30 protein-coding genes and 2 tRNA genes are annotated in these 25,669 nt (G+C 70.2%); 14 read left to right on the top strand and 18 right to left on the bottom strand.

What is annotated here, in order from left to right; all coding sequences use genetic code 11:
- Positions 1–88 precede the first annotated feature (88 nt).
- The 3 genes from JOF40_RS11455 to JOF40_RS11445 are packed head-to-tail and all read right to left on the bottom strand — an operon-like array spanning position 89 to position 3,279.
- Positions 89–871 (bottom strand): SDR family oxidoreductase, encoded by a 783-nt coding sequence (locus JOF40_RS11455; protein ID WP_245343130.1) that lies wholly within the window; start codon positions 869–871, stop codon positions 89–91.
- Positions 871–2,088, bottom strand: a complete 1,218-nt coding sequence (locus tag JOF40_RS11450) for an acetyl-CoA C-acetyltransferase (protein WP_129185130.1) — start codon at positions 2,086–2,088, stop codon at positions 871–873. Before JOF40_RS11450 ends, JOF40_RS11455 begins: the two co-directional genes overlap by 1 nt.
- A gap of 45 nt (positions 2,089–2,133) precedes the next feature.
- On the bottom strand, positions 2,134–3,279 hold the full coding sequence (locus JOF40_RS11445) for an acyl-CoA dehydrogenase family protein (RefSeq protein ID WP_129185131.1): 1,146 nt from the start codon (positions 3,277–3,279) through the stop codon (positions 2,134–2,136).
- 103 nt (positions 3,280–3,382) lie between these two features.
- Between JOF40_RS11445 and JOF40_RS11440 the strand changes: the two genes are divergently transcribed.
- Positions 3,383–3,961 carry a TetR/AcrR family transcriptional regulator gene (locus JOF40_RS11440; protein WP_129185132.1) on the top strand — a complete coding sequence of 193 codons (579 nt, stop codon included), beginning with the start codon at positions 3,383–3,385 and terminating at the stop codon, positions 3,959–3,961.
- A 115-nt stretch (positions 3,962–4,076) separates the two neighbouring features.
- On the opposite strand, the gene JOF40_RS11435 is transcribed toward JOF40_RS11440, so the two are convergent.
- The gene (locus JOF40_RS11435; RefSeq protein ID WP_129185133.1) at positions 4,077–4,625 is read right to left on the bottom strand and encodes a YceI family protein; all 549 of its coding nucleotides are present in this window, start codon (positions 4,623–4,625) and stop codon (positions 4,077–4,079) included.
- Between the two features lie 101 nt (positions 4,626–4,726).
- On the opposite strand from JOF40_RS11435, the gene JOF40_RS11430 reads away from it, so the two are divergent.
- The gene (locus JOF40_RS11430; RefSeq protein WP_188111909.1) at positions 4,727–5,200 is read left to right on the top strand and encodes a MarR family winged helix-turn-helix transcriptional regulator; all 474 of its coding nucleotides are present in this window, start codon (positions 4,727–4,729) and stop codon (positions 5,198–5,200) included.
- A 22-nt stretch (positions 5,201–5,222) separates the two neighbouring features.
- Here the strand turns inward: JOF40_RS11430 and ettA are convergent, their stop codons facing one another.
- The 5 genes from ettA to JOF40_RS11405 all read right to left on the bottom strand — a co-directional run bounded on the left by ettA (position 5,223) and on the right by JOF40_RS11405 (position 12,200).
- Entirely contained in the window at positions 5,223–6,905 is a 1,683-nt protein-coding gene (ettA, locus tag JOF40_RS11425) for an energy-dependent translational throttle protein EttA (protein ID WP_129185135.1), read from the bottom strand.
- Between the two features lie 78 nt (positions 6,906–6,983).
- Positions 6,984–7,433 carry a single-stranded DNA-binding protein gene (locus tag JOF40_RS11420; protein WP_129185136.1) on the bottom strand — a complete coding sequence of 150 codons (450 nt, stop codon included), beginning with the start codon at positions 7,431–7,433 and terminating at the stop codon, positions 6,984–6,986.
- A gap of 121 nt (positions 7,434–7,554) precedes the next feature.
- Complete coding sequence (locus JOF40_RS11415) at positions 7,555–9,204, bottom strand: GTPase (RefSeq protein WP_129185137.1); 1,650 nt, start codon at positions 9,202–9,204, stop codon at positions 7,555–7,557.
- Positions 9,201–10,916, bottom strand: coding sequence for a GTPase family protein (locus JOF40_RS11410; RefSeq protein ID WP_188111908.1), 1,716 nt, complete (start codon positions 10,914–10,916; stop codon positions 9,201–9,203). The genes JOF40_RS11415 and JOF40_RS11410 overlap by 4 nt, the downstream gene beginning before the upstream one ends.
- A gap of 102 nt (positions 10,917–11,018) precedes the next feature.
- Complete coding sequence (locus JOF40_RS11405; RefSeq protein WP_188111907.1) at positions 11,019–12,200, bottom strand: PrsW family intramembrane metalloprotease; 1,182 nt, start codon at positions 12,198–12,200, stop codon at positions 11,019–11,021.
- Between the two features lie 70 nt (positions 12,201–12,270).
- Between JOF40_RS11405 and JOF40_RS11400 the strand changes: the two genes are divergently transcribed.
- Positions 12,271–12,344: transfer RNA gene (locus tag JOF40_RS11400), tRNA-Arg, on the top strand.
- A 79-nt stretch (positions 12,345–12,423) separates the two neighbouring features.
- On the opposite strand, the gene rpsN is transcribed toward JOF40_RS11400, so the two are convergent.
- From rpsN to rpmB, 3 genes are read right to left on the bottom strand one after another with little or no spacing between them, the layout of a single operon-like run.
- A complete protein-coding gene (rpsN, locus tag JOF40_RS11395; protein WP_129185140.1) occupies positions 12,424–12,729 on the bottom strand; it encodes a 30S ribosomal protein S14 in 306 nt (101 codons plus the stop codon).
- On the bottom strand, positions 12,729–12,899 hold the full coding sequence (rpmG, locus tag JOF40_RS11390; protein WP_129185141.1) for a 50S ribosomal protein L33: 171 nt from the start codon (positions 12,897–12,899) through the stop codon (positions 12,729–12,731). The genes rpsN and rpmG overlap by 1 nt, the downstream gene beginning before the upstream one ends.
- Positions 12,899–13,135 carry a 50S ribosomal protein L28 gene (rpmB, locus tag JOF40_RS11385; RefSeq protein ID WP_129185366.1) on the bottom strand — a complete coding sequence of 79 codons (237 nt, stop codon included), beginning with the start codon at positions 13,133–13,135 and terminating at the stop codon, positions 12,899–12,901. Before rpmB ends, rpmG begins: the two co-directional genes overlap by 1 nt.
- A 74-nt stretch (positions 13,136–13,209) precedes the next feature.
- Between rpmB and JOF40_RS11380 the strand changes: the two genes are divergently transcribed.
- The 4 genes from JOF40_RS11380 to ykgO are packed head-to-tail and all read left to right on the top strand — an operon-like array spanning position 13,210 to position 14,884.
- Complete coding sequence (locus JOF40_RS11380; protein WP_129185142.1) at positions 13,210–13,467, top strand: type B 50S ribosomal protein L31; 258 nt, start codon at positions 13,210–13,212, stop codon at positions 13,465–13,467.
- Positions 13,464–14,540: a GTP-binding protein gene (locus JOF40_RS11375; protein WP_246152954.1), complete on the top strand. Its 1,077-nt coding sequence runs from the start codon at positions 13,464–13,466 to the stop codon at positions 14,538–14,540. The genes JOF40_RS11380 and JOF40_RS11375 overlap by 4 nt, the downstream gene beginning before the upstream one ends.
- A 36-nt stretch (positions 14,541–14,576) precedes the next feature.
- A complete protein-coding gene (gene rpmF, locus JOF40_RS11370) occupies positions 14,577–14,765 on the top strand; it encodes a 50S ribosomal protein L32 (protein WP_129185143.1) in 189 nt (62 codons plus the stop codon).
- Complete coding sequence (gene ykgO / locus JOF40_RS11365) at positions 14,762–14,884, top strand: type B 50S ribosomal protein L36 (protein WP_129185144.1); 123 nt, start codon at positions 14,762–14,764, stop codon at positions 14,882–14,884. Before rpmF ends, ykgO begins: the two co-directional genes overlap by 4 nt.
- A 6-nt stretch (positions 14,885–14,890) precedes the next feature.
- On the opposite strand, the gene JOF40_RS11360 is transcribed toward ykgO, so the two are convergent.
- Positions 14,891–15,769 carry a LysR family transcriptional regulator ArgP gene (locus JOF40_RS11360; protein ID WP_129185145.1) on the bottom strand — a complete coding sequence of 293 codons (879 nt, stop codon included), beginning with the start codon at positions 15,767–15,769 and terminating at the stop codon, positions 14,891–14,893.
- Between the two features lie 72 nt (positions 15,770–15,841).
- Here JOF40_RS11360 and JOF40_RS11355 point away from each other — a divergent pair, with 72 nt between their 5' ends.
- The 3 genes from JOF40_RS11355 (at position 15,842) to JOF40_RS11345 (ending at position 17,284) form a co-directional block, all read left to right on the top strand.
- The gene (locus tag JOF40_RS11355) at positions 15,842–16,465 is read left to right on the top strand and encodes a LysE/ArgO family amino acid transporter (protein ID WP_129185146.1); all 624 of its coding nucleotides are present in this window, start codon (positions 15,842–15,844) and stop codon (positions 16,463–16,465) included.
- Between the two features lie 85 nt (positions 16,466–16,550).
- Positions 16,551–16,934 carry a fluoride efflux transporter FluC gene (locus JOF40_RS11350; RefSeq protein ID WP_129185147.1) on the top strand — a complete coding sequence of 128 codons (384 nt, stop codon included), beginning with the start codon at positions 16,551–16,553 and terminating at the stop codon, positions 16,932–16,934.
- Positions 16,931–17,284 (top strand): fluoride efflux transporter FluC, encoded by a 354-nt coding sequence (locus JOF40_RS11345; RefSeq protein WP_129185148.1) that lies wholly within the window; start codon positions 16,931–16,933, stop codon positions 17,282–17,284. The genes JOF40_RS11350 and JOF40_RS11345 overlap by 4 nt, the downstream gene beginning before the upstream one ends.
- On the opposite strand, the gene JOF40_RS11340 is transcribed toward JOF40_RS11345, so the two are convergent.
- Entirely contained in the window at positions 17,281–18,069 is a 789-nt protein-coding gene (locus tag JOF40_RS11340; RefSeq protein ID WP_129185149.1) for a DsbA family protein, read from the bottom strand. The genes JOF40_RS11345 and JOF40_RS11340 overlap by 4 nt on opposite strands.
- Before the next feature lie 144 nt (positions 18,070–18,213).
- Between JOF40_RS11340 and orn the strand changes: the two genes are divergently transcribed.
- Together orn and JOF40_RS11330 are read left to right on the top strand one after the other, a co-directional pair.
- Positions 18,214–18,825: an oligoribonuclease gene (gene orn / locus JOF40_RS11335; RefSeq protein ID WP_129185150.1), complete on the top strand. Its 612-nt coding sequence runs from the start codon at positions 18,214–18,216 to the stop codon at positions 18,823–18,825.
- A 72-nt stretch (positions 18,826–18,897) separates the two neighbouring features.
- A tRNA-His gene (locus JOF40_RS11330) sits at positions 18,898–18,970 on the top strand.
- Between the two features lie 60 nt (positions 18,971–19,030).
- Here JOF40_RS11330 and JOF40_RS11325 read toward each other — a convergent pair.
- From JOF40_RS11325 to glpK, 3 genes are all read right to left on the bottom strand, one after another.
- Positions 19,031–19,822, bottom strand: a complete 792-nt coding sequence (locus JOF40_RS11325; RefSeq protein ID WP_129185151.1) for a DUF4097 family beta strand repeat-containing protein — start codon at positions 19,820–19,822, stop codon at positions 19,031–19,033.
- Complete coding sequence (locus JOF40_RS11320) at positions 19,819–21,564, bottom strand: glycerol-3-phosphate dehydrogenase/oxidase (RefSeq protein WP_129185152.1); 1,746 nt, start codon at positions 21,562–21,564, stop codon at positions 19,819–19,821. The genes JOF40_RS11325 and JOF40_RS11320 overlap by 4 nt, the downstream gene beginning before the upstream one ends.
- Before the next feature lie 83 nt (positions 21,565–21,647).
- The gene (gene glpK, locus JOF40_RS11315; RefSeq protein ID WP_129185153.1) at positions 21,648–23,159 is read right to left on the bottom strand and encodes a glycerol kinase GlpK; all 1,512 of its coding nucleotides are present in this window, start codon (positions 23,157–23,159) and stop codon (positions 21,648–21,650) included.
- A gap of 48 nt (positions 23,160–23,207) precedes the next feature.
- Here glpK and JOF40_RS11310 point away from each other — a divergent pair, with 48 nt between their 5' ends.
- Both JOF40_RS11310 and JOF40_RS11305 read left to right on the top strand, forming a co-directional pair.
- Complete coding sequence (locus JOF40_RS11310) at positions 23,208–23,873, top strand: histidine phosphatase family protein (protein ID WP_129185154.1); 666 nt, start codon at positions 23,208–23,210, stop codon at positions 23,871–23,873.
- A 122-nt stretch (positions 23,874–23,995) separates the two neighbouring features.
- Entirely contained in the window at positions 23,996–24,589 is a 594-nt protein-coding gene (locus tag JOF40_RS11305) for a hypothetical protein (RefSeq protein ID WP_129185155.1), read from the top strand.
- A gap of 30 nt (positions 24,590–24,619) precedes the next feature.
- Here JOF40_RS11305 and JOF40_RS11300 read toward each other — a convergent pair whose 3' ends face one another.
- Positions 24,620–25,606, bottom strand: a complete 987-nt coding sequence (locus JOF40_RS11300) for a pirin family protein (protein ID WP_129185156.1) — start codon at positions 25,604–25,606, stop codon at positions 24,620–24,622.
- Positions 25,607–25,669 lie beyond the last annotated feature (63 nt).

Genomic DNA, 25,669 nt, shown 5'->3' with positions numbered 1-25,669 from the left:
CCCCACCACCCCGCTGGGCCTGACGTTTCTGCAGACACGCCGTCGGCGTGTCGGGCGAAACGTCAGGCCCAGCGTCCTGTGATCTGGGTCAGACGCCGCCGGTGAGCAGCACGCCGCCGTCGACCGTCAACGTCTGACCGGTCATCCAGGCAGCGTCGTCCGACAGCAGGAAGGCGACGACCGAGCCAATGTCGGACGGGACGCCGAGCCGCTTGAGCGGGTACGGAGCCGCGACCTCGTCCTCACGCCCCTCGTAGAGGGCCTTGGCGAAGTTCGTCTTGACCACGGCCGGGGCCACCGCGTTGACGCGAATGTCGGGGCCGAGCTCGACCGCGAGCTCCTCGGTCACGTGGATCAGCGCGGCCTTCGACGCGCCGTAGACGCCGATGCCGGGTGCCGGCCGCTGACCTGCGACGGACGCGATGTTGACGATCGATCCCCCGCGCTCGGCCATCGACGACCGGTAGACCTTCTGCGCCCACGCGATCGCGGCGACCACGTTGACCTGGAAGATCTTGTTGGCGGCCTCGAGGTCGATGTCGATCATCCGGCCGTAGGCGGGGTTGATGCCGGTGTTGTTGACCAGGAAGTCGATCGGCCCGAAGGCGTCGGTCGTCGCCGCGATCACCTCGTCCTGGTGGGCGGCGTCGTCGGCGGCACCCGCGACGAACATCGCGTGCTCGGGCCCGCCGAGCGATGCCACCGCCTCGGCGAGGGCGTCGGGCTTACGGGCCGTGACGCAGACCCGTCCGCCGTCGGCCACGATGCGCTCGGCGACCGCCAGACCGATGCCGCGACTCGCACCCGTGACGATCGCGACCTTGCCGGCGAACCGTCCGGTGTCCTCAGCAGGCAGCATGCCGGCCGACATCAGGACAGACGCTCCAGCACCATGGCCATGCCCATGCCGCCGCCGACGCACATCGACTCGACGCCGAACTGCCTGTCGTGGTGCTGCAGGGAGTTGATCAGGGTGCTGGTGATGCGGGCACCCGTCATGCCGAACGGGTGGCCGACCGCGATCGCGCCGCCGTTGACGTTGAGCTTGTCGAGCGGGATGCCGAGCACCTTGGCCGAGCCCCACGCCTGGACCGCGAAGGCCTCGTTGATCTCGAACAGGTCGATGTCGTCCAGGCCCATGCCGGCGTTGCGCAGGGCCGCGGGGATGGCCTCGACCGGGCCGAGGCCCATGATCTCGGGCGACAGGCCGGTCACGGCGGTCGACACGATGCGCGCCAACGGAGTCAGGCCCAGCTCCTTGGCCTTGGTGTCGCTCATGACGACGACCGCTGCGGCGCCGTCGTTGAGCGGGCAGGCGTTGCCGGCCGTGACGGTGCCGTCGGGACGGAACACCGGCTTGAGGCCGCTGAGCGCCTCGATCGTCGTGCCGGCGCGCGGTCCGTCGTCGGCGCTGACGACCGTGCCGTCGGGCAGGGTCACCGGGGTGATGTCCTTGGCCCAGAAGCCGTCGGCAATGCCCTGCTCGGTGAGGTTCTGGCTGCGGACCGCGAACTCGTCCTGCTCCTGACGGCTCATGCCGAGGTGCTGGGCGACGTTCTCGGCGGTCTGGCCCATCGCGATGTACTGGTCGGGCAGGCTGCCGGACTCGCGCGGATCGGTCCACGTGTCGGCACCGCCCTCGGCGCGCTTGGCGGTGCGGGCGACGGCGTCGGCGAACAGCGGGTTCTCCGATCCGGGCACGTCGGCGAAGCCGTTGGCGAAGCGGCTGACGGTCTCGACACCGGCGGAGATGTACACGTCGCCCTCGCCGGCCTTGATCGCGTGGAAGGCCATGCGCGTCGTCTGCAGCGACGACGAGCAGTAGCGGTTGACCGTCACGCCCGGCAGGTGGTCCATCCCGTTGAGCACGGCCACGACGCGGGCCAGGTTGTGGCCCGACTCGCCCGCGGGCTGCCCGACGCCGAGGTGCAGGTCGGTGATGTCGCGGGGATCGAGTCCCGGCACCTTGGCCAGCGCGGCCTGGAGCATCTGCACCGTCAGGTCGTCAGGACGCATGTCCTTGAGCGATCCCTTGACGGCGCGGCCGATCGGCGAGCGGGCGGTTGAGACGATGACTGCTTCGGGCATGGTCGTGCCTTTCGGATGGGGTCGTGACGATGTCGTGGGGGCGGCTCAGAAGCCGAGGTCGCGGCCGATGAGCTCTTTCATGATCTCGTTGGAGCCGGCCCAGATCTTGCTGACGCGGGCGTCGCGCCACGCGCGGGCGACCCGGTACTCGTTCATGAAGCCGTAGCCGCCGTGCAGCTGGACGCAGTGGTCGAGCACGTCGTTCTGGATCTCCGACGACCACCACTTGGCCTTGGCGGCATCCGTGGCGGTGGCCTCGCCCGACGTGTGCGCCAGCACGGCCTGGTCGACGTACGCCTCGGCGACCTCGATCTTGGTCACGAGCTCGGCGAGCAGGAACTTGTTGTGCTGCAGGCTGCCGATCGACTGCTTGAACGCCTGACGGTCGTGGGCGTACTGGATCGTCTCGGCGAGGATCTGCTTGGCGTGCGCGACGTTGGACACCGCGCAGCTCAGGCGCTCCTGCGGCAGCCGCTCCATCATGTAGATGAAGCCGCGGTCGACCTCGCCGATGATGCGGTCGTCGCCGACGCGGACGTCCTCGAAGAACAGCTCGGCGGTGTCGGCCTCGGCCTGACCCACCTTGTCGAGCTTGCGTCCGCGGCTGAAGCCCGGGTCGGTCGCCTCGAGCCCGAACAGCGTGATGCCCTTGGCACCCTTCTCGGGCGACGTGCGCACCGCGGTCAGCACGAGATCGGCCGAGAAGCCGTTGGTGATGAACGTCTTGGAGCCGTTGATGACCCAGGCATCGCCGTCGCGCACCGCGGTGGTCTTGAGCGCCGCGAGGTCGGAGCCGCCGCCGGGCTCGGTCATGCCGATCGCGGTGACGATCTCGCCCGTCGCGCAGCCCGGCAGCCAGCGCTCCTTCTGCTCCTGCGTGCCGAGGTCGATGATGTAGGGCACCGCGATGTCGGAGTGGATCGCGGCGCACGACGCGAGCGCCGCGTTGAGCTTGCTGAGCTCCTCGGCCCACACCGCGTTGAACCGGAAGTCGCCGGCCTCGGACCCGCCGAACTCCTCGGGGATCTCCAGGCCGAGATAGCCCTCGGCACCTGCGGCAAGCCAGAACTCGCGCGGCAGCGCCTTCTGCTCGAGGTACGTCTCGAGGTTCGGCGTCACGTGCTTGGCCAGGAACGCGGCGCACGAGTCGCGGAACGCGTCGTGGTCCTCGTCGAAGATCATCCGCTTCATGTCATGCCACCTCGTGCTCGAACATCCGACAGCCGTCTCACGCACTAAGCGCTTGCTTAGCATGCAAGCAGTCCGTCATGCTGTCAACCGACGAAGGAGCGACATGACGACGATCACGGCACGCGAGCGGCTGATCAACGCCGCGGTCGAGGCATTCTCCGAGAAGGGCTTCGCCGCGACGACGACCCGCGACATCGCGTCGAGGGCCGGCATGAGCCCGGCGGCCGTCTACGTCCACCACGACTCCAAGGAGAGCCTGCTCTACACCGTCAGCCTCGACGGCCACCGTTCCGCGCTCGAGATCATCCAGCGCGCGGCCGCCGCGAGCACCGACCCGGTCGATCGCATCCGCACGATGGTCTTCGACTTCAGCCTGTGGCACGCCGACCACAGCCGCGTCGGGCGCATCGTGCAGTGGGAGTACCACGCCCTGACGCCCGAGCACCGCGCCGAGGTGGGGGCCATCCGGCGCAGCATCGAGCGGACGATGCAGGACGCGCTCGCCGACGGCGTCCAGCAGGGCGTCCTCGACGCCGAGGACGTGCCCGGCACGGCGTTCTCGCTGCTGTCGCTCGGCGTCGACCTCGTGCGGTGGTTCGAGCCCGGCGGCTCCCGCTCGGGGCGCGAGCTGGCCACGTTGCACGCCGAGCTCGCGGTGCGCATGACGCGGCGCACCGCCTGACGCACGACGGCGCGGGCGACCCAGTGGCATCCGGTCCTCGGGGGGGATGAACCGGATGCCGCTGCGCCGCCCGCGCCGTCGTGGTGCAGGTGACTGTGCTGGTCGAGCTGGTCGATCAGGCCTGCAGGACGGCCTCGGCGACGATGTTGATCGTGATCTTGTCGCCGATCATGAGCTTGTCGGCACCCTCGACCGGGATGTTGAAGTCGATGCCGAACTCCTTGCGGCTGATCGACGTCGAGGCCTCGAGGCCGACGCGCGTGCCGCCCCACGGGTCGCCGCCCTCGCCGAGGAACTCGGTGGCGAGCTCGACCGACTTGGTGACGTCCTTGATCGTCAGATCGCCCGTGACGACGAACTCGCCGGCGGCCTTCTCGACGATGCCGGTCGAGACGAAGGTCATCTTGGGGTTCTGCTCGGCGTTGAAGAAGTCACCCGAGCGCAGGTGCGCGTCACGGTCGGCGGTGCCGGTGTTGACCGAGGCCAGGTCGATCGAGACCGAGACCGTGGAGGCCGTGATGTCGGGGGCGCTGACGATGGTGCCCTCGAACGTCTCGAACTTGCCACGGACCTTGCTGACGAGGTGGCGGACGGTGAAGCCGATCTCGGTGTGGCTCGGGTCGATCGTCCAGGTGCCGGCGGTGACTGCGGTGGCGGTGCTCATGGGTGCTCCTCGAAAAGTTTGTAGTTGATGTTTCAACAAGATGAGACTCTAGCACGCCGTTTAACTTTCAACCAGTACCTTTCCGACATAGGATGCGTCACATGGAGACCGCGACCGACACCCCGTGGCTTGACGCCGACCAGCAGCGCGTGTGGCGCGCCTTTCTCGGCGGCACCACGGTGCTGATGGACCGGCTCGACCGCGACCTGCGCACGCAGCACGGCCTGTCGATGCCCGAGTACGAGATCCTGGTGCGCCTGTCGGAGGCACCCAGTCGCTCGATCCGCATGGCCGAGCTCGCCGACGCCGTCTCCCACTCGCGCAGTCGCGTCACGCACACCATCGCCCGACTCGAGCGTGAGGGCATCGTGCTGCGCGGCCAGAGCTCCGACGACGGCCGCGGCGTCTCGGCCACCCTGACCGACCAGGGCTTCGCGGTGCTCGAGGCGGCCGCCCACACCCACGTCCGCGGCGTCCACGACTACCTCATCGCGGCGTCGTCCCCGGGCGACCTGACGGCGATGGGCACCATCATGGAGAGCGTCCTGCAGACGCTGCAGGGCCGAAAGTTCTGACCTGCAGCGCCTCGCGCAGCGCTCAGTCGCGCGTCAGCTTGCGGTAGGTGACGCTGTGCGGACGCGCAGCCTCCTCGCCGAGACGCTCGACCTTGTTGGTCTCGTAGTCGGCGAAGTTGCCCTCGAACCAGAACCAGTTCGCCGGGTGGTCGGCGTTGCCCTCCCACGCCAGGATGTGGGTCGCGACGCGGTCGAGGAACCACCGGTCGTGCGACACCACGACGGCGCAGCCCGGGAAGTCGAGCAGGGCGTCCTCGAGCGACTGCAGGGTCTCGACGTCGAGGTCGTTGGTCGGCTCGTCGAGCAGCAGCAGGTTGCCGCCCATCTTGAGCGTCAGGGCCAGGTTGAGGCGGTTGCGCTCACCACCTGACAGCACCTTGACCTGCTTCTGCTGGTCGGGGCCCTTGAAGCCGAACGACGCGACGTACGCGCGGCTGGGCACCTCGAAGTTGGCGACCTTGATGAAGTCGAGCTCGCCGGAGACCAGCTGCCAGATGTTGAGCGAGTCGTCGACGCCGCCACGCCCCTGGTCGACGTACGAGATCTTGACCGTCTGGCCGACGTCGATCGAGCCGCTGTCGGGCTGCTCCTCCCCCATGATCATCCGGAACAGCGTCGACTTGCCGACACCGTTCGGACCCACCACGCCGACGATGCCGGCGCGCGGCAGGTCGAAGGTCAGGCCGTCGAACAGCTCGCGCTCGCCGAAGCTCTTGTGCAGGTCCTTGGCGTTGAGCACGACGTCGCCGAGTCGCGGACCGGCCGGGATGTTGATCTCCTCGAAGTCGAGCTTGCGGTGACGCTCGGCCTCGGCGGCCATCTCCTCGTAGCGGCTGAGGCGGGCCTGGTTCTTGACCTGGCGGGCCTTGGCGTTGGACCGCACCCACTCCAGCTCCTTGGCCAGGATCTTGGCGCGCTTGGCGTCCTTCTTGCCCTCGACCACGAGGCGCTGCTGCTTGGTCTCGAGGTAGGTCGAGTAGTTGCCCTCGTAGGGGTGGGTCTTGCCGCGGTCGAGCTCGAGAATCCACTCGGCGACGTTGTCGAGGAAGTAGCGGTCGTGGGTGATCGCCAGCACGGCACCGGGGTACGAAGCGAGGTGCTGCTCGAGCCACAGGACGCTCTCGGCGTCCAGGTGGTTGGTGGGCTCGTCGAGCAGCAGCAAATCAGGCTGCTCGAGCAGCAGCTTGCACAGCGCGACGCGGCGACGCTCACCACCGGAGAGGTGGTCGACGAGCTCGTCGGGCGGGGGGCAGCGCAGCGCGTCCATGGCCTGGGCGAGCCGGGAGTCGAGGTCCCACGCATTGGCGTGGTCGAGATCGGTCTGCAGATCGCCCATCTCGGGCAGCAGGGTGTCGTAGTCGGCATCGGGATCGGCGAGCTCGACGCTGATCTGGTTGAACCGGTCGAGCTTGCCCTTGACGTCGGCCACGGCCTCCTCGACGTTCTCGAGGACCGTCTTGCCCTCCGTCAGCGGCGGCTCCTGCAGCAGGATGCCGACCGTGGCGTCGGGGTCCTTCGTGGCGTCGCCGTTGTTGGGCTGCACCATGCCCGCCATGATCTTGAACAGCGTCGACTTGCCGGTGCCGTTGGGGCCGACGACGCCGATCTTGGCACCGTGGAGGAACGAGAGCGTCACGTCGTCGAGGACGAGCTTCTCGCCCAGCTTCATGCGGACGTTGCGGAGGGTGAAGACGTATTCGGCCATGCGGTCAAGACTAACGAGCGGACGGGCCCGGCCCCACGGCGGTCACGGCCGTCCCACCGCCCGGCTCGTGGCCGCGCCTCAGGCAGCCGGTGCCTGGGGCTGCCGGCTCTCGAGCTCGGCCAGCGCCTCGGCGGTGCCGTCGGACGCGGGCGACGCAGCCTGCTGGCGGTCGACCTTGCGGAAGCGGGTGATGCCACGGCCCAGGTCGTGGGCCACGAGTGTCGCCTCGAGCACCGTGCTCTCGCGCGCCTCGCCCTCCTTGGTCGCCCACGTCTCGGTGCGCAGCCGCCCGATCACGACGACGGGGTCGCCGACCGCGAGCGAGTCGGCCGCGTTCTGGGCCAGGTGCCGGAACGCCTTGACCGACATCCACGTCGTCGGCAGGTCGCGCCACGACCGGGTGGCCTGGTCCCACACGCTGGGGGTCGAGGCGACGCGGAACAGCACCCAGGGGACGCTGGCCCCCTCGCGCAGCTCGACGGGCGTGCCGACGTGGCCGTGGAAGGTCAGGACGTTGTCATTGGACATGGGAGGCTCCTCTGGTGCCGGTGGACGGACCACCAGCCTGGGCCGCGCACCCGGACGTCCGACAGTCCCCGGATCTCGCCTGTGGACAGACCGGCAGACGACCGGGGCCTGTGGACCCGGTTCAGCTCAGCGCGTCGACGATGCCGGCGCGATAGCTCGCGTACTGGTCGAGCTCGCGCTGGATCGGCGCGACGACCCGCTCCGCGGCCACCCGGTCGATCGCCGCCCGGAGCGCCTCGTCGGCCCTACGGGCCTTGCGCCGTCCGCCCGCACGGGCGGCCACGCTCGACACCGCGGCCAGCACGATGCCGCCGACCAGCGCGCCCGCGACCACGACGGCGGCCGTCGGGACGCCTGCCACCGAGCCGATATCGGGCAGCTCGACCGACGAGAAGCTCGTGACACCCTGCGCGACCAGCCAGAGCAGGCCCACGACCGCTGCGACGACCGCCAGCAGCTGCACCGCGTGCACGACACGCCACCAGGCCGCGGGACGCGACACGTCGACGCTCGTGGCGTGGATCGCGGTGTCGAGCTCGCCGACGATGTCCTCGCCCTCGGGGTTCGCCGCCTCCCGGACGGCATCGCGCCACGACCTGGCCAGGCCCGTGGAGGCCTGATCGGCGACATCGCGGATCGCGAGCTCGGCGCTCGCCCTCTGGACGTTGCCGGCCTCGGGCAGGGCAGACCGAGCGAGCGACGACAGCGACAGGCCGGGGTCGAGCTGCAGCTCCTCGAGCGGGTCGCCGCCGAGACGTCCGAGCCATCGGGCGACCGGCCATCCGGTGTGCAGGGCGGCGCGGCGACGGGTCGACGACTCGATCGCCTCGACCAGCTGCGGGACGCCGGCGCAGTCGAGCAGCGCGTCGTCGAGCGTGCGACGGGTCGTCTCGGAGACCGTCGGCACCGGGGACGTGCCGCCGACCTGCTCGATGACGGCGGCAGCCGCGGCGATGTCGGACGACAGACGAGCCTTGGCCGACGACTTGGCCCGGATGCGGGACGCGAGCTCGCGCTTGAGGTCGTCGACCCCGTCGCCCCGCGTGGCGGAGACGCCGATGACGGGAACGTCGGGCAGACCCTCGTCGGCCAGGATGCGGCGGACGTCGGCAAGGGCACGGTCGCGCTGCTCGAACGGGATGCGGTCGATCTGGTTGAGCACGACCAGCGTGACGTCGCTGTAGGACGCCATGGGCCGGATGTAGCGGTCGTGGATCGCGGCGTCGGCGTACTTCTGCGGGTCGAGCACCCAGACCAGCAGATCGGCGTAGGTGACGAGCCGGTCCATCTCGAGGTGGTGCGACACCTCGGTCGAGTCGTGGTCGGGCAGGTCGAGCAGCACGAGCCCGTCGAGCTTGGTGTCCTCGGCGGAGTGGTCGAGCATGCTCATGCGCGACACCTGGTGCCGTGCCGGGATGCCCATCCACTCGAGCAGGCCCTGGGCACCGTCGGGGCCCCACGCGCAGGCCAGCGCCCACGACGTCGTGGGCCGGCGCACGCCGACGCCCGCGAGCTCGAGATCGGTCAGGGAGTTGAACAGCGACGACTTGCCGGAGCCCGTGGCACCGGCCAGGGCCACGATGGTGTGCTCGCCCGACAGCACCAGGCGCTCGGCCGCACGCTCGGTGAGCATCTCGGCGGGTGCCAGGATCTCCTCGTCGATGCGACCGCGGCTCGCCGCCACGGCCTGGGTCAGACCGTCGAGACGTCGTGCCACGTCGCTGCGACCGCCGCCGAACACATCAGGCGTGGCCGGCGAGGAGGTGGTCATGGCGTCGTCTCTCCGTTCAGGAAGTCGGCGTGTCGAGAGTATTCGGCCCGTCGCGCCGATGCACGCAGAGCGGCCTGGTGCGCCCTGAGACTATCGGGCGAGTCGACGAGGTCGTGGAACCGCGCGAGCTCGGTCTCGAGCAGCGAGCCGGCGCGCGCCACGAGGTCGTCGTGGGCCCGGCCGATGAGCTGGTCGACGACCGCCTCGCCGAAGATCGCGTCGAGCAGCCTGCGGCCCAGCGTCGCGGTGCCGCCCGCCACGGTCGCCTCGGCGTCGCGCGCGAACATCGAGATCATCAGCGCGACCGCGATGCCGTTGACCCCGAAGGCCAGGAACCTGGCGGTCATGCGCTTGTCGGCACCCTCGACGCGCACGAGCTCGACGACGGCCTGCCGCCACTCGTGCACGATCCGCTCGGCCTTGACCCGAACGTCGCCGGACGCGCGGTCGAGGCCCGTGCCGGCGTCGAGCAGGCGACGCCCCGGCACCGAGCTGCCCCACACGCGCGAGACCTTCTGGGCCGTGGCCTCGGCGTGCTCGGTCAGCAGCATGCGGGCGGCAGTCTCGATCGCGTCGACGACCTCGGTCGACCGGGTGCGCTTGCCCGTCATGCCGCCGACGAAGCGGTCGCGGATGCGGGTGACCTTCTCCTCGACCGAGCTGAGCAGCTCGCCGGTGCCGACGAACTCCTGCCAGCTGGCCAGCACCTCTCCGCGCAGCAGGGTGCCATCGGCGCTCTGCCGCGAGAACTCGTCGAGGGCTGCCCGATAGGAGTCGTCGGCCTCGCCGTGCAGCAGTGCGGCCACGTCGACCTGCGTCTCCATGGCGTCCGCGAGATCGTGGGTGCGCATCACGAGGTGCCGGACGGCACCGTCGAGCGTGCGGTGGACGACCATGTGCCGGGCCTTGGGATCGGCGGCCAGCTCGCTGAGCCATCCGACCATCGGGGCGACGGCGGAGCGCGGCAGCAGCCCGTCGGCGTCGAGGCCCGACTCGGGCACCGTGAAGAGGGGCGAGTCGGAGAGCCCGCGGGACGTCATCATGCGTGCCAGGTGGCCGCGGACCTCGACGAGGGCCTCGTCGCTGGTGCGGTCGAGCACGACGGCCACCGAGGTGCTGCGCTCGGCCGCGTGGCGCAGGTAGTCCCACGGCACCTGGTCGGCGTAGCGGGCCGCGGACGTGACGAACAGCCACAGGTCGGCGGCGGCGAGCAGCTGCGTCGCGAGGTCGCGGTTGCCCTTGTCGATCGAGTCGACGTCGGGCGCGTCGAGGATCGCCAGACCCTTGGGGATGCCCGTCGACGACGCGAGCCGCAGGGCATAGGGATTGGCACCGGCCTCGGTGCTGCGCTCGAGGTCGGGCAGGATGCGATCGGGCTGGAACCACTCGGCGTCGTCGGGGTGGTGGACCAGCACGGGCGACCTCGTCGTGGGCCGCAGGACGCCCGACTCGGTGACCCGCTCCCCCACGATGGAGTTGACGAGCGTCGACTTGCCGGCACCCGTCGACCCGCCGACGACGGCGAGCAGCGGGGCGTCGAGCTGCACGAGCCGCGGCAGGATGTAGTCGGAGAGCTGGTCGACGACGTCGGACTTGATCGTGCGGGCCTCGTCGACCCCGTCGATCTCGAGATCGAGGGGGACGTCCCGGACGCTCAGCAGCAGCGAGCTCATGGCCGCGAGGAGCTCGGCCGGAGCGTGGTCGCCGGGCACGGTGAGCCCCTCTCGTCGTCGTTGTCCTGCAGCGGGCGGTGGTAGGGCACAGATTAGTCGACACCAGGCCATCTGGTGTCCACCGGACCTGAGACGGGCGGGTCAGGAGTGACGAACGGTGCCGGGCAGTGCCGGCGGGAATCTCAGCTCGGGTCGCAGGGCGTACATAGCGTCGAGCAGGGCGTACGTCCGATCGACGCCCTGCGGCTTGGACCGGCCGCTCATGAGGGAGTCGTGCAGGAACGCCATCTCGGTGGCCAGTCGCTGGTATCGCGTCACCACGCGACCCGCCTCACGTCCGTGGTTCGAGCGGGCGAACCGGCGCGCGGCCTTGCGGTGGCCGAAGCGCGAGAGGTACGGGATCTCAGCGGGATGGATCCATCCGCGGTCGGCGACGTACGACAGCGAGCGCTCCAGCACCCGCACCTGGCTGGCCCGGACGACGATCGCGTAGGCGGCCAGCGCCACCAGCACGGCGGCCAGCACGACGTAGGCGAGCAAGAAGCCGACGCCCTCGCCGTAGCTGAGCGATCCGTTCCAGAGGCCGTGCAGGCCCATGCTCAGCGCGAGCCCGACCGTGCAGATCAGCACCCGGAGGATCTTCGAGCGTCGCCCCACGGCCAGCCCGATCGCGATGCCGAACGCGGCCGTGAACAGCGGGTGCGCGAAGGGGCTGAAGACGCCGCGCACCACGAACGTCGTCGTGACGCCCTCGGCACCGGCCAGCGCGATGTCGGGCGAGCCGAGGTAGCTGCTGGCGTAGTAGCCGATGTTCTCGACGAAGGCGAAGCCGATGCCGACGATGCCGGCGTAGATGAGTCCGTCGAGCACGCCGTCGATGACCCGTCGCGCCCGCAGGAACGTGAGGAGGAGGAACAGGCCCTTGGCCGGCTCCTCGGCCAGCGGTGCGACGAACGACGCGGTCGCCTTGTCGCTGAGGTCGAACGCCGACTGCGCCCACACCTCGAGCGCGAGGGCGATCGCGACCGCCACGACCCCGCCCCACACGAAGGCCGCGAGCTTGTAGCGGCGCGGCTCGGGCTCGTAGCGGTCGAGCCACCAGAAGCAGAACCACAGGAACGGCAGCGGGATCATGGCGTAGAAGATCGACAGCCCGGCACCCTCGGCGTCGCCCGCGCTCAGCGAGATCACGACGCCACCGACGACACCCGCGACCGCGATGAGCGCGAACAGCACGATCAGCGCTGTGCGCCCGCGTTGGCGGGGCAGCTCTCGGGGCGCGGACGCCGGTGGCCGGTAGGGTGCGGCGGTCGCTTCTGTCACCCGCCACATCGTAGGGGATGTGAGCGGCCCCGCCAGCGCGACGAGCCACGCCGATACGCTGGTGCCACGGGCGCCCGTAGCTCAGCTGGATAGAGCAAGAGCCTTCTAATCTCTAGGTCGCAGGTTCGAGTCCTGCCGGGCGCGCTCACGGACCCGATCGGGGGCGGTGCGCCAGCGTCCACCCGGCCCCTGCGGCTGGACGCTGCCGCACCGCCCCTCCGGGTCACCAGCTGGACTTGGTGATGCCGGGCAGCTCGCCGCGATGGGCGGCCTGCCGGAAGCGGATGCGCGACAGACCGGCCAGGCCGATGTGGCCACGGGGGCGTCCGTCGACCTGGTCGCGGTTGCGCACCCGGACGGGCGAGGAGTCGCGGGGCAGCCTCGCGAGGGCCTGACCCGCAGCCATCCGCTCGGCCATCGGCAGTCTCTCGTCCTTCGAGGCCGCCCGCAGCGCGTCGCGCCGCTCCTTGAGCCGCGCCACGACGACTCGGCGGCGGTCGTTCGCGACGATCTTGCTGCGCTTGGCCATCAGCGCTCCTCCTTGAACTCGACGTGGCGGCGCACCACGGGGTCGAACTTGCGCAGCACGATGCGGTCGGGGTCGTTGCGGCGGTTCTTGCGCGTGACGTAGGTGAACCCCGTCCCTGCGGTCGACCGCAGCTTGACGATGGGACGGATGTCGCTGCTCCTGCCCGCCATCAGAGCTGCCCTCCCCTGGCCCGGATCTCGGCGACGACGGCGTCGATGCCGCGGACGTCGATCGTCTTGATGCCGCGCGCGCTGAGGCGCAGCGTGACGTGCCGCCCCAGGCTAGGCACCCAGTACCTCTTGCTCTGGATGTTGATGTCGAACCGCCTGTTGGTGCGGCGGTGGGAGTGCGAGACGTTGCGCCCGAACCCCACCTCCGCTCCCGTGACCTGGCACACCCGTGACATCTGCTGCTCCTCGTCGTCGACACTCTTGTGTAGAATGGGAATCATTCTCATTAACTCTAACCCAGGAGCAGCTCGTGAAGAAAGGCATCCACCCCGCCTACGGTCCCGTGGCGTTCAGGGACCGTTCCGGCGACCTCGTGTTCGTCTCGTCGTCGACGCTCGCCGCCGGCTCAGGCAGCGGTGAGACCGTTGACGTCGACGGCACGACCTACCCCGTGATCGACGTCGACGTCTCGACCGCGAGCCACCCGTTCTGGACCGGCAAGGGCCGCGTGCTCGACACCGAGGGACGCGTCGAGAAGTTCAACCGGCGCTACGGGACGACCTCGTGACCGCGACTCCCCTGGTGCTGCTGACCGGCATCGACGCCGATGCGATGGCGCACGCCATGATCGCCCTGCAGTGGGATGCCCCGCGCGCCGTGACGGTCCGGCACACGATCGACGTCGACGCCCAGCGACTGACCCGCCTCGTGAGCGACGTCGACGGTGTCGTCGAGCACGTGCACGTCGACCTCGACCACGCCTGCGTGGGCTGCGCCCTGCGCGAGGACGTCATGCCGACGCTCGAGCGCCTGGCCGACGACGGCAGGTGGGGCACCATCATCGCCCATCTCCCGATCGCGTCGGGCGCCGAACAGGTCTGCGCGATCGTCGCCCACGACCAGGTGCTGTCAGCCAAGCTGCGGATCGCCTCGGTGCTGGCGGTCGTCAACGGACCCACGACCCGCGACGACCTCCTGGGCGACGACCTGCTCCGCGAGCGGCACCTGCACACCTCGGCCGAGGACAGACGCGGCGTCGCCGAGGCGCACGCCGCGCTGGTCGAGTACGCCGACTCCGTCGTGGTCGTCGGGGACGTCGACGAGACCGACCGCGACCTGCTGACGATGCTGCTGCGTCCCGGCGCGAGCCCCGTCGTCGACCACCTCTGCCTCGACACCGCCGCGATCGTCGGCGGCCGACGCCCCCAGGGTGATGCCGAGGCGTGGGTCGATCCTGCCCACAGCGCGCCGATCGGCCTGCTCGAGGCCGGCGCAGCCTGGACCGTCGAGCTGCGGTCGGACCGCCCGTTCCATCCGGAGCGGCTCATGGCCCACCTCGAGGCCCTCGGCGGTGGCGCTCGTCGTTCCCGCGGGTGCTTCTGGCTCCCCACCCGGCACGACCAGGTCTGTGAGTGGGACGGCGCGGGTGGCCAGCTCAGCGTCGGACCGTGCCAGCACGGCTCGACCGAGCCGCACACCCGCATCCTCGTGACCGGCATCGACGACGACCGTGACGAGCTCGTCGCCCTCTTCCACTCCTGCCTACTCACCGACCACGAGCTCGCCGAGCGCGGCACGATCTGGGAGAGCCGCGAGGACGGCTTCGAGCCGTGGCTCGGCCCCACCCGCCAGCCGGCCTGAGCACCACCCACCCTGCAGATCGACCGAGGAGCATCCATGGCAGTCCCCAAGCGCAAGATGTCGCGCAGCAACACCCGTCATCGCCGGTCGAGCTGGAAGGCGACACCCGTCGCCCTCGTGCCCGTCACGGTCGACGGCGTCACCCACCAGGTGCCTCGCCGGCTCGTCCGAGCCGTCCAGCGCGGGCTGGTCGATCCCACCCCACGGAGAGGAGGAACGTCATGAAGGTCCGCAACTCGCTGAGGTCGCTCAAACGGCAGCCCGGTGCCCAGGTCGTGCGCCGGCGAGGCCGCACGTTCGTCATCAACAAGCAGAATCCCCGCATGAAGGGACGTCAGGGGTAGCCCTCGTCAGAGCAGGTGATCGGCCGCCGCGGCGCGGATCGCGGCGGCCACGGCCTCAAGCGCCGGCGTCACGAGGGTCCACTGCTGCCAGTGCAGCAGGACGTCGACGTGCTGTCCGGGGTCGAGCTCGACGAGGCGACCCTCGCGCACCATGCCGAGCGACTGCGCAGTCGGCAGCACCGCCCAGCCGAGGCCGAGGCGGACGGCCTCCGCGAAGTCCGCCGAGGCCGGCACGTGGTGACGCGGCGGGACGATCCGGCGGCGGCTGCGACGACGCAGGTATCGCTCCTGCAGGTCGTCGTTGCGGTCGAACACGACCATCGGGGCGTCTTCGAGGGCGTCGACCGTGACCCCCTCGGCGAACCAGCGCTCCACGAATCCCGGCGCGGCGACGGGCTGGTAGCGCATGACGCCCAGACGGGTCGACCGGCAGCCCTGCACGGGCTCGACGACCGAGGTGATCGCGGCCATCACGGTGCCCGACCGCAGCAGGTCGGCCGTGCGCGACTGGTCGTCGCGGTGCAGGTCGAAGCAGATGCCCGGCGGCAGCGTCGCGAGGGCCGGCAGCACCCAGGTCGCCATCGAGTCGGCGTTCACCGCGATGGGGACGGTCACGGGGTCGCCGTGAGCTCCGCCGAGTCGCGTGTTGACGACCGTGTCGTGCACCAGCGCCTCGACCTGCCTGGCCAACCGCAGGTAGGCCTCCCCCGGTGGCGTGACGCCGACCGGCTTGGTGCGCCGCACCAGCACCTGTCCCGCCGACTGCTCGAGCCCCTTGATGCGCTGGCTCACTGCCGACGGCGTGACGTGGAGCAGTCTGGCCGCGCCGTCGAACGAGCCCTCGTCGACGACCGCCGCCAAGGCTGCCAGCTGCGCGAGATCCATGTGAAGCAACCCTAATGCACCTGCAGGAACATTCGTTGGACTTCACCCGAGGCGCCGCCCTACCGTCGAGGCATGACCCCCGACGCCGCACTGGCGATGCTCACCGGCCTCGGCTTCGGCCTGTCCCTGATCGTCGCCATCGGGGCGCAGAACGCCTTCGTGCTCCGCCAGGGGCTGCTGCGCGAGCACGTGCTGCCGGTCGTCGTGGTCTGCGCCGCGTCGGACGCCGTCCTGATCGTCGCGGGCATCGCCGGGCTGGGCTCCCTGCTCGACCTGGCACCGTGGCTCGTCGACGTCATGCGCGTCGCGGGTGCCGCGTTCCTGCTGACCTACGCCGTTCTCGCGGCCCGCCGCGCGTGGCGGCCGGGTGCCGTCGACGCCCGAGCGGACCGCACCGGGACGCGCCTGTGGCCCGTCGTCACCACCGCGGTGGCCCTGACGTGGCTCAACCCGCACGTCTACCTCGACACCGTCGTGCTGCTCGGTTCGGTCGCCGACACCCACGGCGACGACCGGTGGTGGTTCGGGGCGGGTGCCGTCGCCGGCAGCGTCATCTGGTTCACGGCGCTTGGCTTCGGCGCACGCCTGCTGCAGCCGGTGTTCGTCAAGCCGTCGGCGTGGCGCGTGCTCGACGCGGTCATCGCCGCCGTCATGGTCGTCATCGCGGTCACGCTGCTGCACGGGCTCGGCGGCTGACGCACCCTCGCGCGGACGTCATCACCGACGCGGCATCCCGGGTACAGACGTGATGACGTCCCGTGGGGCGTGGTCTGATGGGCTCATGAAGCTGTTCTGGCTGGTCGTCGCGGGCGGGGCGGCGGGGTCGCTGGCCCGGTACGGCATCGGCGAGTGGCTCAACACCGGGCACGACCTGCCGATCGGGACGCTCCTCGTCAACGTGACGGGTTCGTTCGCGCTGGGGGCACTGCTGGCGCTGCTCCTCGGACGAGGCGACGATGCAGGTCGCCTGCGCGAGGCCCGCCTGCTGCTGGGCACCGGATTCCTCGGCGGCTACACGACGTACAGCGCGCTGGCTGTCGAGACCGACACCCTGCTGCGCGACGGGCGCATCGCGCTGGGTGCCGCCTACGCGATCGGCACGGTGGCCCTGGGCCTGCTGGCGGCCCTGGCGGGCGTCGTCTCCGGCCGGGCGGTGGCCCGATGACCCCGCTGTGGCTCGCGCTGGCCGGTGGTCTCGGTGCCGGCGCCCGCTACCAGCTCGACGCGTGGGTGCGGCCGCGTGTGTCGTCGCGGCTGCCGTGGTCGACCCTGCTGATCAACGTCACGGGCTCGTTCGCGCTCGGACTGCTGGTCGGCGCGGGTGCCGACGACACCTGGCACGCGATCCTCGGCACGGGCTTCCTCGGCGGATACACGACGTTCAGCACCGCCAGCGTCGAGACCGCCCACCTCGTGCTCGACCGTACATACGCAACAGCCGCCGTCAACGCCCTGGTCATGCTGACCGTGGGAGTCGCGGCGGCTGCTGCCGGCTACGCGTTGGGGGCTTTTTAGCCCTTCTTGGCTGCGTCGATCGCGGCCTGGATGTCGGCCACCGTGGCGATCGTGTTGTTCGCGCCGCTCACGTCCTTGCCGTCGATGCGGATGGTCGGGGTGCCGGACACGCCGTCGTCCTGGCCCTTGCCCCTGGCATCCTCGATCCACTTGCCGTACGTGCGCTTGTTGATGCACGCGTCGATGCCCGTGACGCCCGCCTGCTTCGCGAAGTCGATCAGCTCGTCGTCCTCGGGACCCGCCGTGCCCTCCTCAGGCTGGTTGGCGAACAGGATGTCGTGGAAGGCCTTGAACGCCTTCGGGCCGCCCTTGTCGTTGACGCACGCCGCGGCGTTCCACGCGCGCTGCGAGTACTCGTTGGTGCTCTGCTGCAGGAGGAAGGAGTACGGGCGGTACTCGATCGCGATCTCGCCGCTCTCGACGGCACTGCTCAGGAACGAGCCGGCCGTCTGCTCGAGGGCACCGCAACCGGGGCACAGGAAGTCCTCGTACAGGACGACCTTGACGGGCTCGGCCGCACCGGCCGCGGGCGCCGTGCCGGTCGCAGCCTGCTGGTCGTAGAGGATGCCGTAGTCCTTGTTGACGTTCGACGGGGTGTTGAGGGCAGTGTCGATCGCATTGTCGTCACTGGCCTTCTTGATGCCGTAGCCGCCGACGGCGACGAGCGCCACCACCACGGCGACGATCGCGATCGAGATCAGGTTGCGCTGCTTGCGATCGGCCTTCTCGCGCTCCTTGCGCATCTGCTCTGCGCGGGCTGCTCGGTTCTGTCGGTCGTTGCTCACTGATCTCTCCTGTTTCGGGTGGTCACCACCTGACCAACGCTGCACCTGACCAACGCTGCATCAGCGGCGAAGGTTCCAGCCGAGCCTACCGGCCGTCCCACGGCCGTCCTGCGTGCGCCGTCGGGGCTGGACTAGGGTCGAGACGTGAATGACAAGCTGGTGTGGATCGACTGCGAGATGACCGGACTCTCCCTCGAGGCGGATGCCCTCGTCGAGGTGGCAGCCCTCGTCACCGACTACGACCTCAACGTCCTGGGCGACGGCATCGACCTCGTGATCAAGCCGCCGCAGGCCGCCCTCGACCAGATGAACGACTTCGTCACGCAGATGCACACGACGTCCGGGCTCATCACGGAGCTCGAGGCCGGCCTGAGCCTGCGCGAGGCCGAGGAGCGGGTGCTCGAGTACGTCCGCGAGTTCGTCAAGGAGCCCCGCAAGGCCCCCATGGCCGGCAACACGATCGGCACCGACCGCACGTTCCTCGCCCGCGACATGACCGAGCTCGAGGGCTGGCTGCACTACCGCGTCATCGACGTCTCGTCGATCAAGGAGCTGTCGCGCCAGTGGTTCCCGCGCGCCTACTTCGCCGCGCCCGCCAAGGGTGGCGAGCACCGCGCGCTGGTCGACATCCAGGAGTCGATCGAGGAGCTGCGCTACTACCGGCGGGCCGTCTTCACGCCCGATCCGGGCATCGACTCCGACACCGCCAAGGCCATCGCCGCCGAGGTGTCGGGCTCGGTGACGGGAAGGTCATGACCCCGTCCTGGCCCCGCCAGGGCTTGCGTTAGACTTCTTCTCGCCGTGTCGGGCGCATGCCCGGCACGCGTGGTGGGTGTAGCTCAGCTGGTAGAGCACCGCCTTGTGGTGGCGGTGGTCGCGGGTTCGAGTCCCGTCACTCACCCTGGTGCAAGACCCCCGGACCGTCTCGGTCCGGGGGTCTTGTCGTGCCAGGCGTCGACGGTCAGCGACGCGACAGGGAGATGTCGCCGCTGTCGGTCGTGGCGCGGATGAAGCCGTCACCGTCCTCGTCGGAGTCGATCGACGACGACACGTCGCCCGACTCGGAGGTGGCGGTGACGTCGTACGTGCGCTTGCCGGCCGCCAGGGTCGCGCTGATGTCGCCCTCGCGCGACGTGGCCTTGACGGCGAACGGCTGCGAGGCGAAGGAGGCGCGGATGTTGCCCGTGCCGGTCTGCACCGAGAGCTCGTCGAGCGCGAGACCCGACGCACGGACGTCGCCGCTGCCGCTCTGGATGGTCAGCACGCCCTCGGTGACGTCGCTCACCGAGACGTCACCAGACGTCGTGCGGACCACGACCGGGAAGCCCTTGGGGATCTCGAGGGTCGTGTCGACGCCGCAGCCGGGGTTGAGCCAGCTCTGGCATCCCGCGACGATCTTGATGCGGTCGTCTCGGCGACCGATCCGGAAGTCGGTCTTGCGCAGGCCGCTCGTGATGCTGGCCTTGATCCGGACGACGTCGGAGTCGCCCTGGACGATGCGCAGGTCGGACTCGCCCGCGTCGATGACGACCTGTGCCGAGCCGCTCAGGTCGATGTCGCTGGTCGTCGTCGTGGTGCTGCGCATCAGGATCGAGATGCCCAGCACGACGCCGGCCACGACCGCCACCACGAGGATCGTCCCGACGACCGTCAGCAGCGTGCGGGACGCCGGCGAGCGCACGTCGTAGTCGGCGACGATCTCCTCGTCGGTCAACGCCTGGCCGTTGGTCATGGTCTCGTCGTCGGCGCTCATGCGAGGCCTCCCTCCGTGCGGGTCGACACCGGCACGACGTCCTCAGCACCCATGCGTGCTGCGTCGGCGGTCTCGTCGTCGGGCATCGTCTGGCTCTCGAGCTCGGCCTCGACCCGCTTCAGGTAGTGGTCGACCTCGTTGTCGCGCTGCTCGGAGGTCCAGCCCAGCACGCCGCCCATCAGGTCGGCGACCTCGGCCGCGACGTCGACGCCGCGGTCGAACGTCTCGATCGAGATGCGGGTGCGCCGCGCGATCGCGTCGTCGAGGTGCCGGGCACCCTCGTGCGAGGCGGCGTAGACGATCTCGGCGCGCAGGTAGTCGTCGGCACCCGTGAGCGGTGCCGCCAGGTCGGGCCGCTCCTCGACGAGGTCGAGGACCTCCGAGATCAGCGAGCCGTAGCGGTGCAGCAGGTGCTCGACGCGGCCGACCCCGAGACCGCTCGTGCGGGCGATGAGGTGGCGCTGGTTCCACAGCGCGTCGTAGCCGTCGGCGCCCAGCAACGGGACATTCTCGGTGACCGAGGGCGGCACGACCCGGTCCGACACGGCGGACATGCCGTGCACCGCGGCGTCGACGGCGTCCTTGGCCATGATGCGGTAGGTCGTGTACTTGCCGCCCGCGATGACGACCAGGCCCTTGACGCTGGTGCCGACCGCGTGCTCGCGCGACAGCTTGCTGGTGGCCTCGTCCTCGCCCGCGAGGAGTGGGCGCAGACCTGCGTAGACGCCCTCGACGTCCGCATGGGTCAGGGGCTCGACCAGCACGGCGTTGACGTGGTCGAGCAGGTAGTCGATGTCGCTGCGGCTCGCCGCCGGGTGGTCCTTCGACAACGACCAGTCGGTGTCGGTCGTGCCGATGATCCAGTGCCGTCCCCAGGGGATGACGAACAGCACCGACTTCTCCGTGCGCAGGATCAGCCCCGAGGTGCCGCGGATGCGGTCGCGCGGGACGACGAGGTGCACGCCCTTGCTGGCACGGACGTGGAACTGGCCGCGCTCCCCCGCGAACGACTGCGTCTCGTCGGTCCAGACACCGCTGGCGTTGACGACCTGCTTGGCGCGGATGTCGAACTCGACGCCGGACTCGAGGTCCTTGACCCGTGCGCCGACGACGCGGTCACCGTCGCGCAGCAGGTCGACGACCCGCGTGCGGCTCGCGACGTGGGCACCGTAGGCGGCGGCGGTGCGCGACAGGAACATCGTGTGCCGGGCGTCGTCGACCTGGCCGTCGTAGTAGTGCAACGCGCCGATCAGGGCGTCCTTCTTGAGCGCGGGCATGATCTTGCGTGCGCCCCGGCGCGTGAGGTGGCGGTGCAGCGGGACGTCCTGCCCGTAGCCGGACGCCTTGCTCATCGCGTCGTACAGGGCGACGCCGGACCCCGCGTAGAAGCGCTCCCACACGCGGTGGGTCAGGGGGTAGATGAACCCGACCTCGCGGACGAGGTGCGGCGCGAGCTTCTGCAGGCTCAGCCCACGCTCCTTCAATGCCTCGGCGACGAGTCGGAAGTCGAGCATCTCGAGGTACCGCAGACCGCCGTGCATCAGCTTGCTGGAGCGGCTCGACGTGCCGGAGGCGAAGTCGCGGGCCTCGACCAGTCCGACGGTCAGGCCGCGCGTCGCGGCGTCGAGGGCGGCACCACCGCCGACGACCCCGCCGCCGATGACCAGGATGTCGAGCGGTGTGGACGCCATGGCGTCGAGCGCTGCTTGGCGGTTGTCGGGCGACAGGGCGACGGGACGCATGATCCCAGTCAATCAGTCCTGCCACGGCGCGGCTAATGGCCGCGACCCGATGTGACCCACGAGACCCCGTCGCCGGGCGACGGTCAGTCGACCTCGACCCAGCCCATCGTGCGCTCGACGGCCTTCTTCCACTGGGCGTGCCCGGCGTCGCGCTGCTCCTGCGTCGACGTCGACTCCCAGCGTCTCGACTCGTTCCAGTTGGCGACGAGCTCGTCGGTCGAAGCCCAGAAGCCGACCGCGAGACCCGCCGCGTAGGCCGAGCCGAGGGCCGTGGTCTCGGCGACGACGGGCCGGCTGACGGGGACGCCCAGCACGTCGGCCTGGATCTGCATGCACAGCTCGTTGGCCGTCACACCACCGTCGACGCGCAGGATCTGCAGGTCGAGATCGGCGTCGGCGACCATCGCGTCGACGACGTCACGGCTCTGGTAGCAGATCGCCTCGAGCGCGGCCCGCGCCACGTGGGCACCGGTGTTGTAGCGCGACAGGCCGGCGATGACGCCGCGGGCGTCCGATCGCCAGTAGGGCGCGAACAGGCCCGAGAAGGCCGGCACGAAGCTGACTCCCCCGTTGTCGTCGACGCTGGCCGCCAGGGCCTCGGAGTCGCCGGCGGCCCGGATGATGCCGAGCTGGTCGCGCAGCCACTGGATCGCCGAGCCCGTCACCGCGATCGAGCCCTCGAGCGCGTAGACCGCGGGCGCGTCGCCCAGCTGGTACGCGACGGTCGTGAGCAGCCCGTGGGTCGACCGGACGATCTCGGTGCCCGTGTTGAGCACCAGGAAGTTGCCCGTGCCGTAGGTGTTCTTGAGCTGGCCGGGCTCGAAGCAGACCTGCCCGACGAGGGCCGCGTGCTGGTCGCCGAGGTCGCCGGCGATGCGCACCTCGCCCGAGAACGGACCCTCGGCCTCGGTGCTGCCGTAGACCTCGGACGACGACCTGATCTCGGGCAGCATCGACCGCGGGACGTCGAAGATCGCGAGCAGCTCGTCGTCCCACGCGAGGGTCTCGAGATCCATCAGCATCGTGCGGCTGGCGTTGGTGACGTCGGTCATGTGCAGGCCGTCGTCGGGCCCGCCCGTGAGCCACCAGATCAGCCACGTGTCGATCGTGCCGAAGATCGCGTGACCCGCGTCGGCGTCGGCCCTGACGCCGTCGACGTTCTCGAGGATCCACTGCAGCTTGCCGCCCGCGAAGTAGGGCGCGGGCGGCAGACCCGAGCGCCGGCAGATCAGGTCGGCGTGACCGTCGCGCTCGAGCGCGGACGCGATGCGGTCGGTGCGGGTGTCCTGCCACACGATCGCGTTGTAGTAGGGCTCGCCGGTGCGGCGGTCCCACACCACGGTCGTCTCGCGCTGGTTGGTGATGCCGATCGCGGCGAGGTCGTCCGCGGTGATGCCGGCCCGGCCCATTGCGGTCTGGACGACGTCCTGCGTGGCCTCCCAGATCTCATGCGGGTCGTGCTCGACCCAGCCCGCCTCCGGCATGATCTGCTCGTGCTCGAGCTGGTGACGGGCGACCTCGTGGCCGTCGTGGTCGAAGATCATGAACCGCGTGCTGGTCGTGCCCTGGTCGATCGCTCCGACATACTTCGCCATGCGGCAGACCCTATCCGCATGTCCGGACCCGATCCGTAGGCTCTGCGCATGCGTCTCATCCTCATCCGCCACGGGCAGACCCCCGCCAACGTCGAGGGGATCCTCGAGTCGACCGTCCCCGGGCCGGGCCTCACAGCCCTGGGCACCGAGCAGGCCCGCCAGCTCGTCGGCGCCCTCGACGGCCAGCCGATCGACTCCCTCTACGTCTCGACGATGGTGCGCACGCACCTGACCGCGGCACCGCTGGTCGCGGCACGGGGGCTCGATCCCGTCGAGCGTCCCGGTCTGCGGGAGATCGCCGCGGGCGACGTCGAGGGGCTCAACGACGAGGCATCGGTCCACCAGTACGTCTCGACGCTGTTCTCGTGGTGTGGCGGCGACCTCGACGTGCGCATGCCGGGAGCGCAGGACGGCCACGAGGTCATCGGCCGCTTCGACGAGGTCGTGTCGGAGATCGAGTCGCTCGGGCTCGACACGGTCGCCGTGGTGAGCCACGGCGCGATCATCCGTGCCTGGTGCGCCGTGCGCGCCGCCAACATCGACCTCGACTTCGTGACCGACCACTACGTGACCAACACCGGCATCGTCGTGGTCGACGGCTCGTCCGCCGACGGCTGGGAGCTCACGTCGTGGCTGGGCCAGAGCGTCGGCGAGGCCGCCGCCCGCGGCGTCGCCGCCGATCACAGCCCGGCGTCGGAGCACCTCGACGACTGACCGACCAACACTCGACCGTCTAACACTCGACCGTCCAACACTCGACCGTCCAACACTCGACCGTCTAACACTCGACCGTCTAACACTCGACCGTCTAACCAAGTGCGCATCCGATCGTTGACATGGGCATGCGATGGATGCGGCGCAACAAGATCAAGGCGGCGGCCGCGACCGCCGTGGTGACGGGCGCGCTCGTCATGGCCTTCGCGCTGGCCACCTTGATGTTCGGCGGGTCCGAGGCCACGGCACGCGCCGACGCGCCCGTCGACACCCCGTCGGTCGACGTGCCCGAGTACGTCGCGCCCACCGCCGAGCCCACGGCGATCGACCAGCCCACCGGCATTCCCGCGGCACCCGGCGGCGCGCCCACGTTCGCCGGTGCCGGGGCGAACACGCTCAAGGGGCTCGACGGCAAGGGCGGCATCGTGGGCATACCGAAGCACCGCATCACGCTGAGCCTGACGTCGCCCGGCCCGATCGCGTACGTCGGCTACATCGTCCCGACCAGCCTCGACAACAGCACGGGCACGGTCAAGGACCTCGGCACCTCGTGGTCGATGACGACGATCGGCTACGGACCGCCCGACTACGCGCAGATGTTCTCGCTCGCGGGCCCGACCGGCGTGCCGATCACCTGCACCATCACGGTCGACGGTCGTGTCACCGAGAAGCGGACGACGACGGGCCCCTACGACCAGCTGTTCTGCCAGGGCTGATCGCAGGGGCCGTCGTCCGAGCCACGACCGTCAGTCGGGCAGCATCTCGCCGTGGACGTCGGCATGCGGGACGGTCGGGATCGTGCCCAGGCGACCCTTCTGGAAGTCGGCGAAGGCCTGGGCGACCTCGGCCTTGGTGTTCATGACGAACGGTCCGGCCCAGGCGATGGGCTCACGGATGGGCAGACCGCCGAGCAGGACGACCTCGAGCGCGGGGTCCTTGGCTGCCTGCTGCTGGTCCGCGCCGACCGTGATGGTCTCGCCGTGGCCCAGCACCGCGAGCTGGCCCGCGCGCAGCGGACGGCGATCACGTCCGACGTAGCCCGTCCCGCCCATGACGTAGACGAGGGCGTTGAAGTCGGTGCGCCACGGGACGGTCATCTCCGCGCCGGGCAGCACCGTCGCGTGCACCATGGCCATCGGCGTGTGGGTCGAGCCGGGGCCCTTGACGCCGTCGACCTCGCCGGCGATGACGCGCAGCAGGGCGCCGGCGTCGGGGGTCGAGGCCAGTCCGACGTCGGTGCCGCGGATGTCTTGGTAGTGCGGCGGCAGCCACTTGCTGGCCTTGGGCAGGTTGACCCACAGCTGGAGGCCGTGGAAGATGCCGCCCTTGACGACGAGCCACTCGGGCGGCGTCTCGATGTGCAGGAGGCCCGAGCCGGCGGTCATCCACTGCGTGTCGCCGTCGGTGATCGACCCGCCGCCGCCGTGGGTGTCCTGGTGGTCCATGACGCCGTCGATCATGTAGGTCACGGTCTCGAAGCCGCGGTGCGGGTGCCACGGGGTGCCCTTGGGCTCGCCGGGCTGGTACTCGACCTCGCCCATCTGGTCCATGTGGATGAACGGGTCGAGCTGGCGGGCGTCGACGCCGGCGAAGGCCCGGTGCACCGGGAAGCCCTCTCCCTCGTAGCCCGTGGGCGCGGTCGTCACGCTGATCGGCGCGCGGTCCTCGGTCTGGGTCGGAGCCGCGATCACGCGGGGAAGGACGGTCCAGTCGTTGACGGTCACAGCAGGCATCGGAATCTCCTCGGTAGGTGTCTCAATCTAGTTCAACATTCAACTACCGTCAAGCATTCCTCC

Source organism: Aeromicrobium fastidiosum, from assembly GCF_017876595.1.
Classification (GTDB): Bacteria; Actinomycetota; Actinomycetes; order Propionibacteriales; family Nocardioidaceae; genus Aeromicrobium; species Aeromicrobium fastidiosum.
This window is presented reverse-complemented; position numbering and strand designations above follow the sequence as displayed.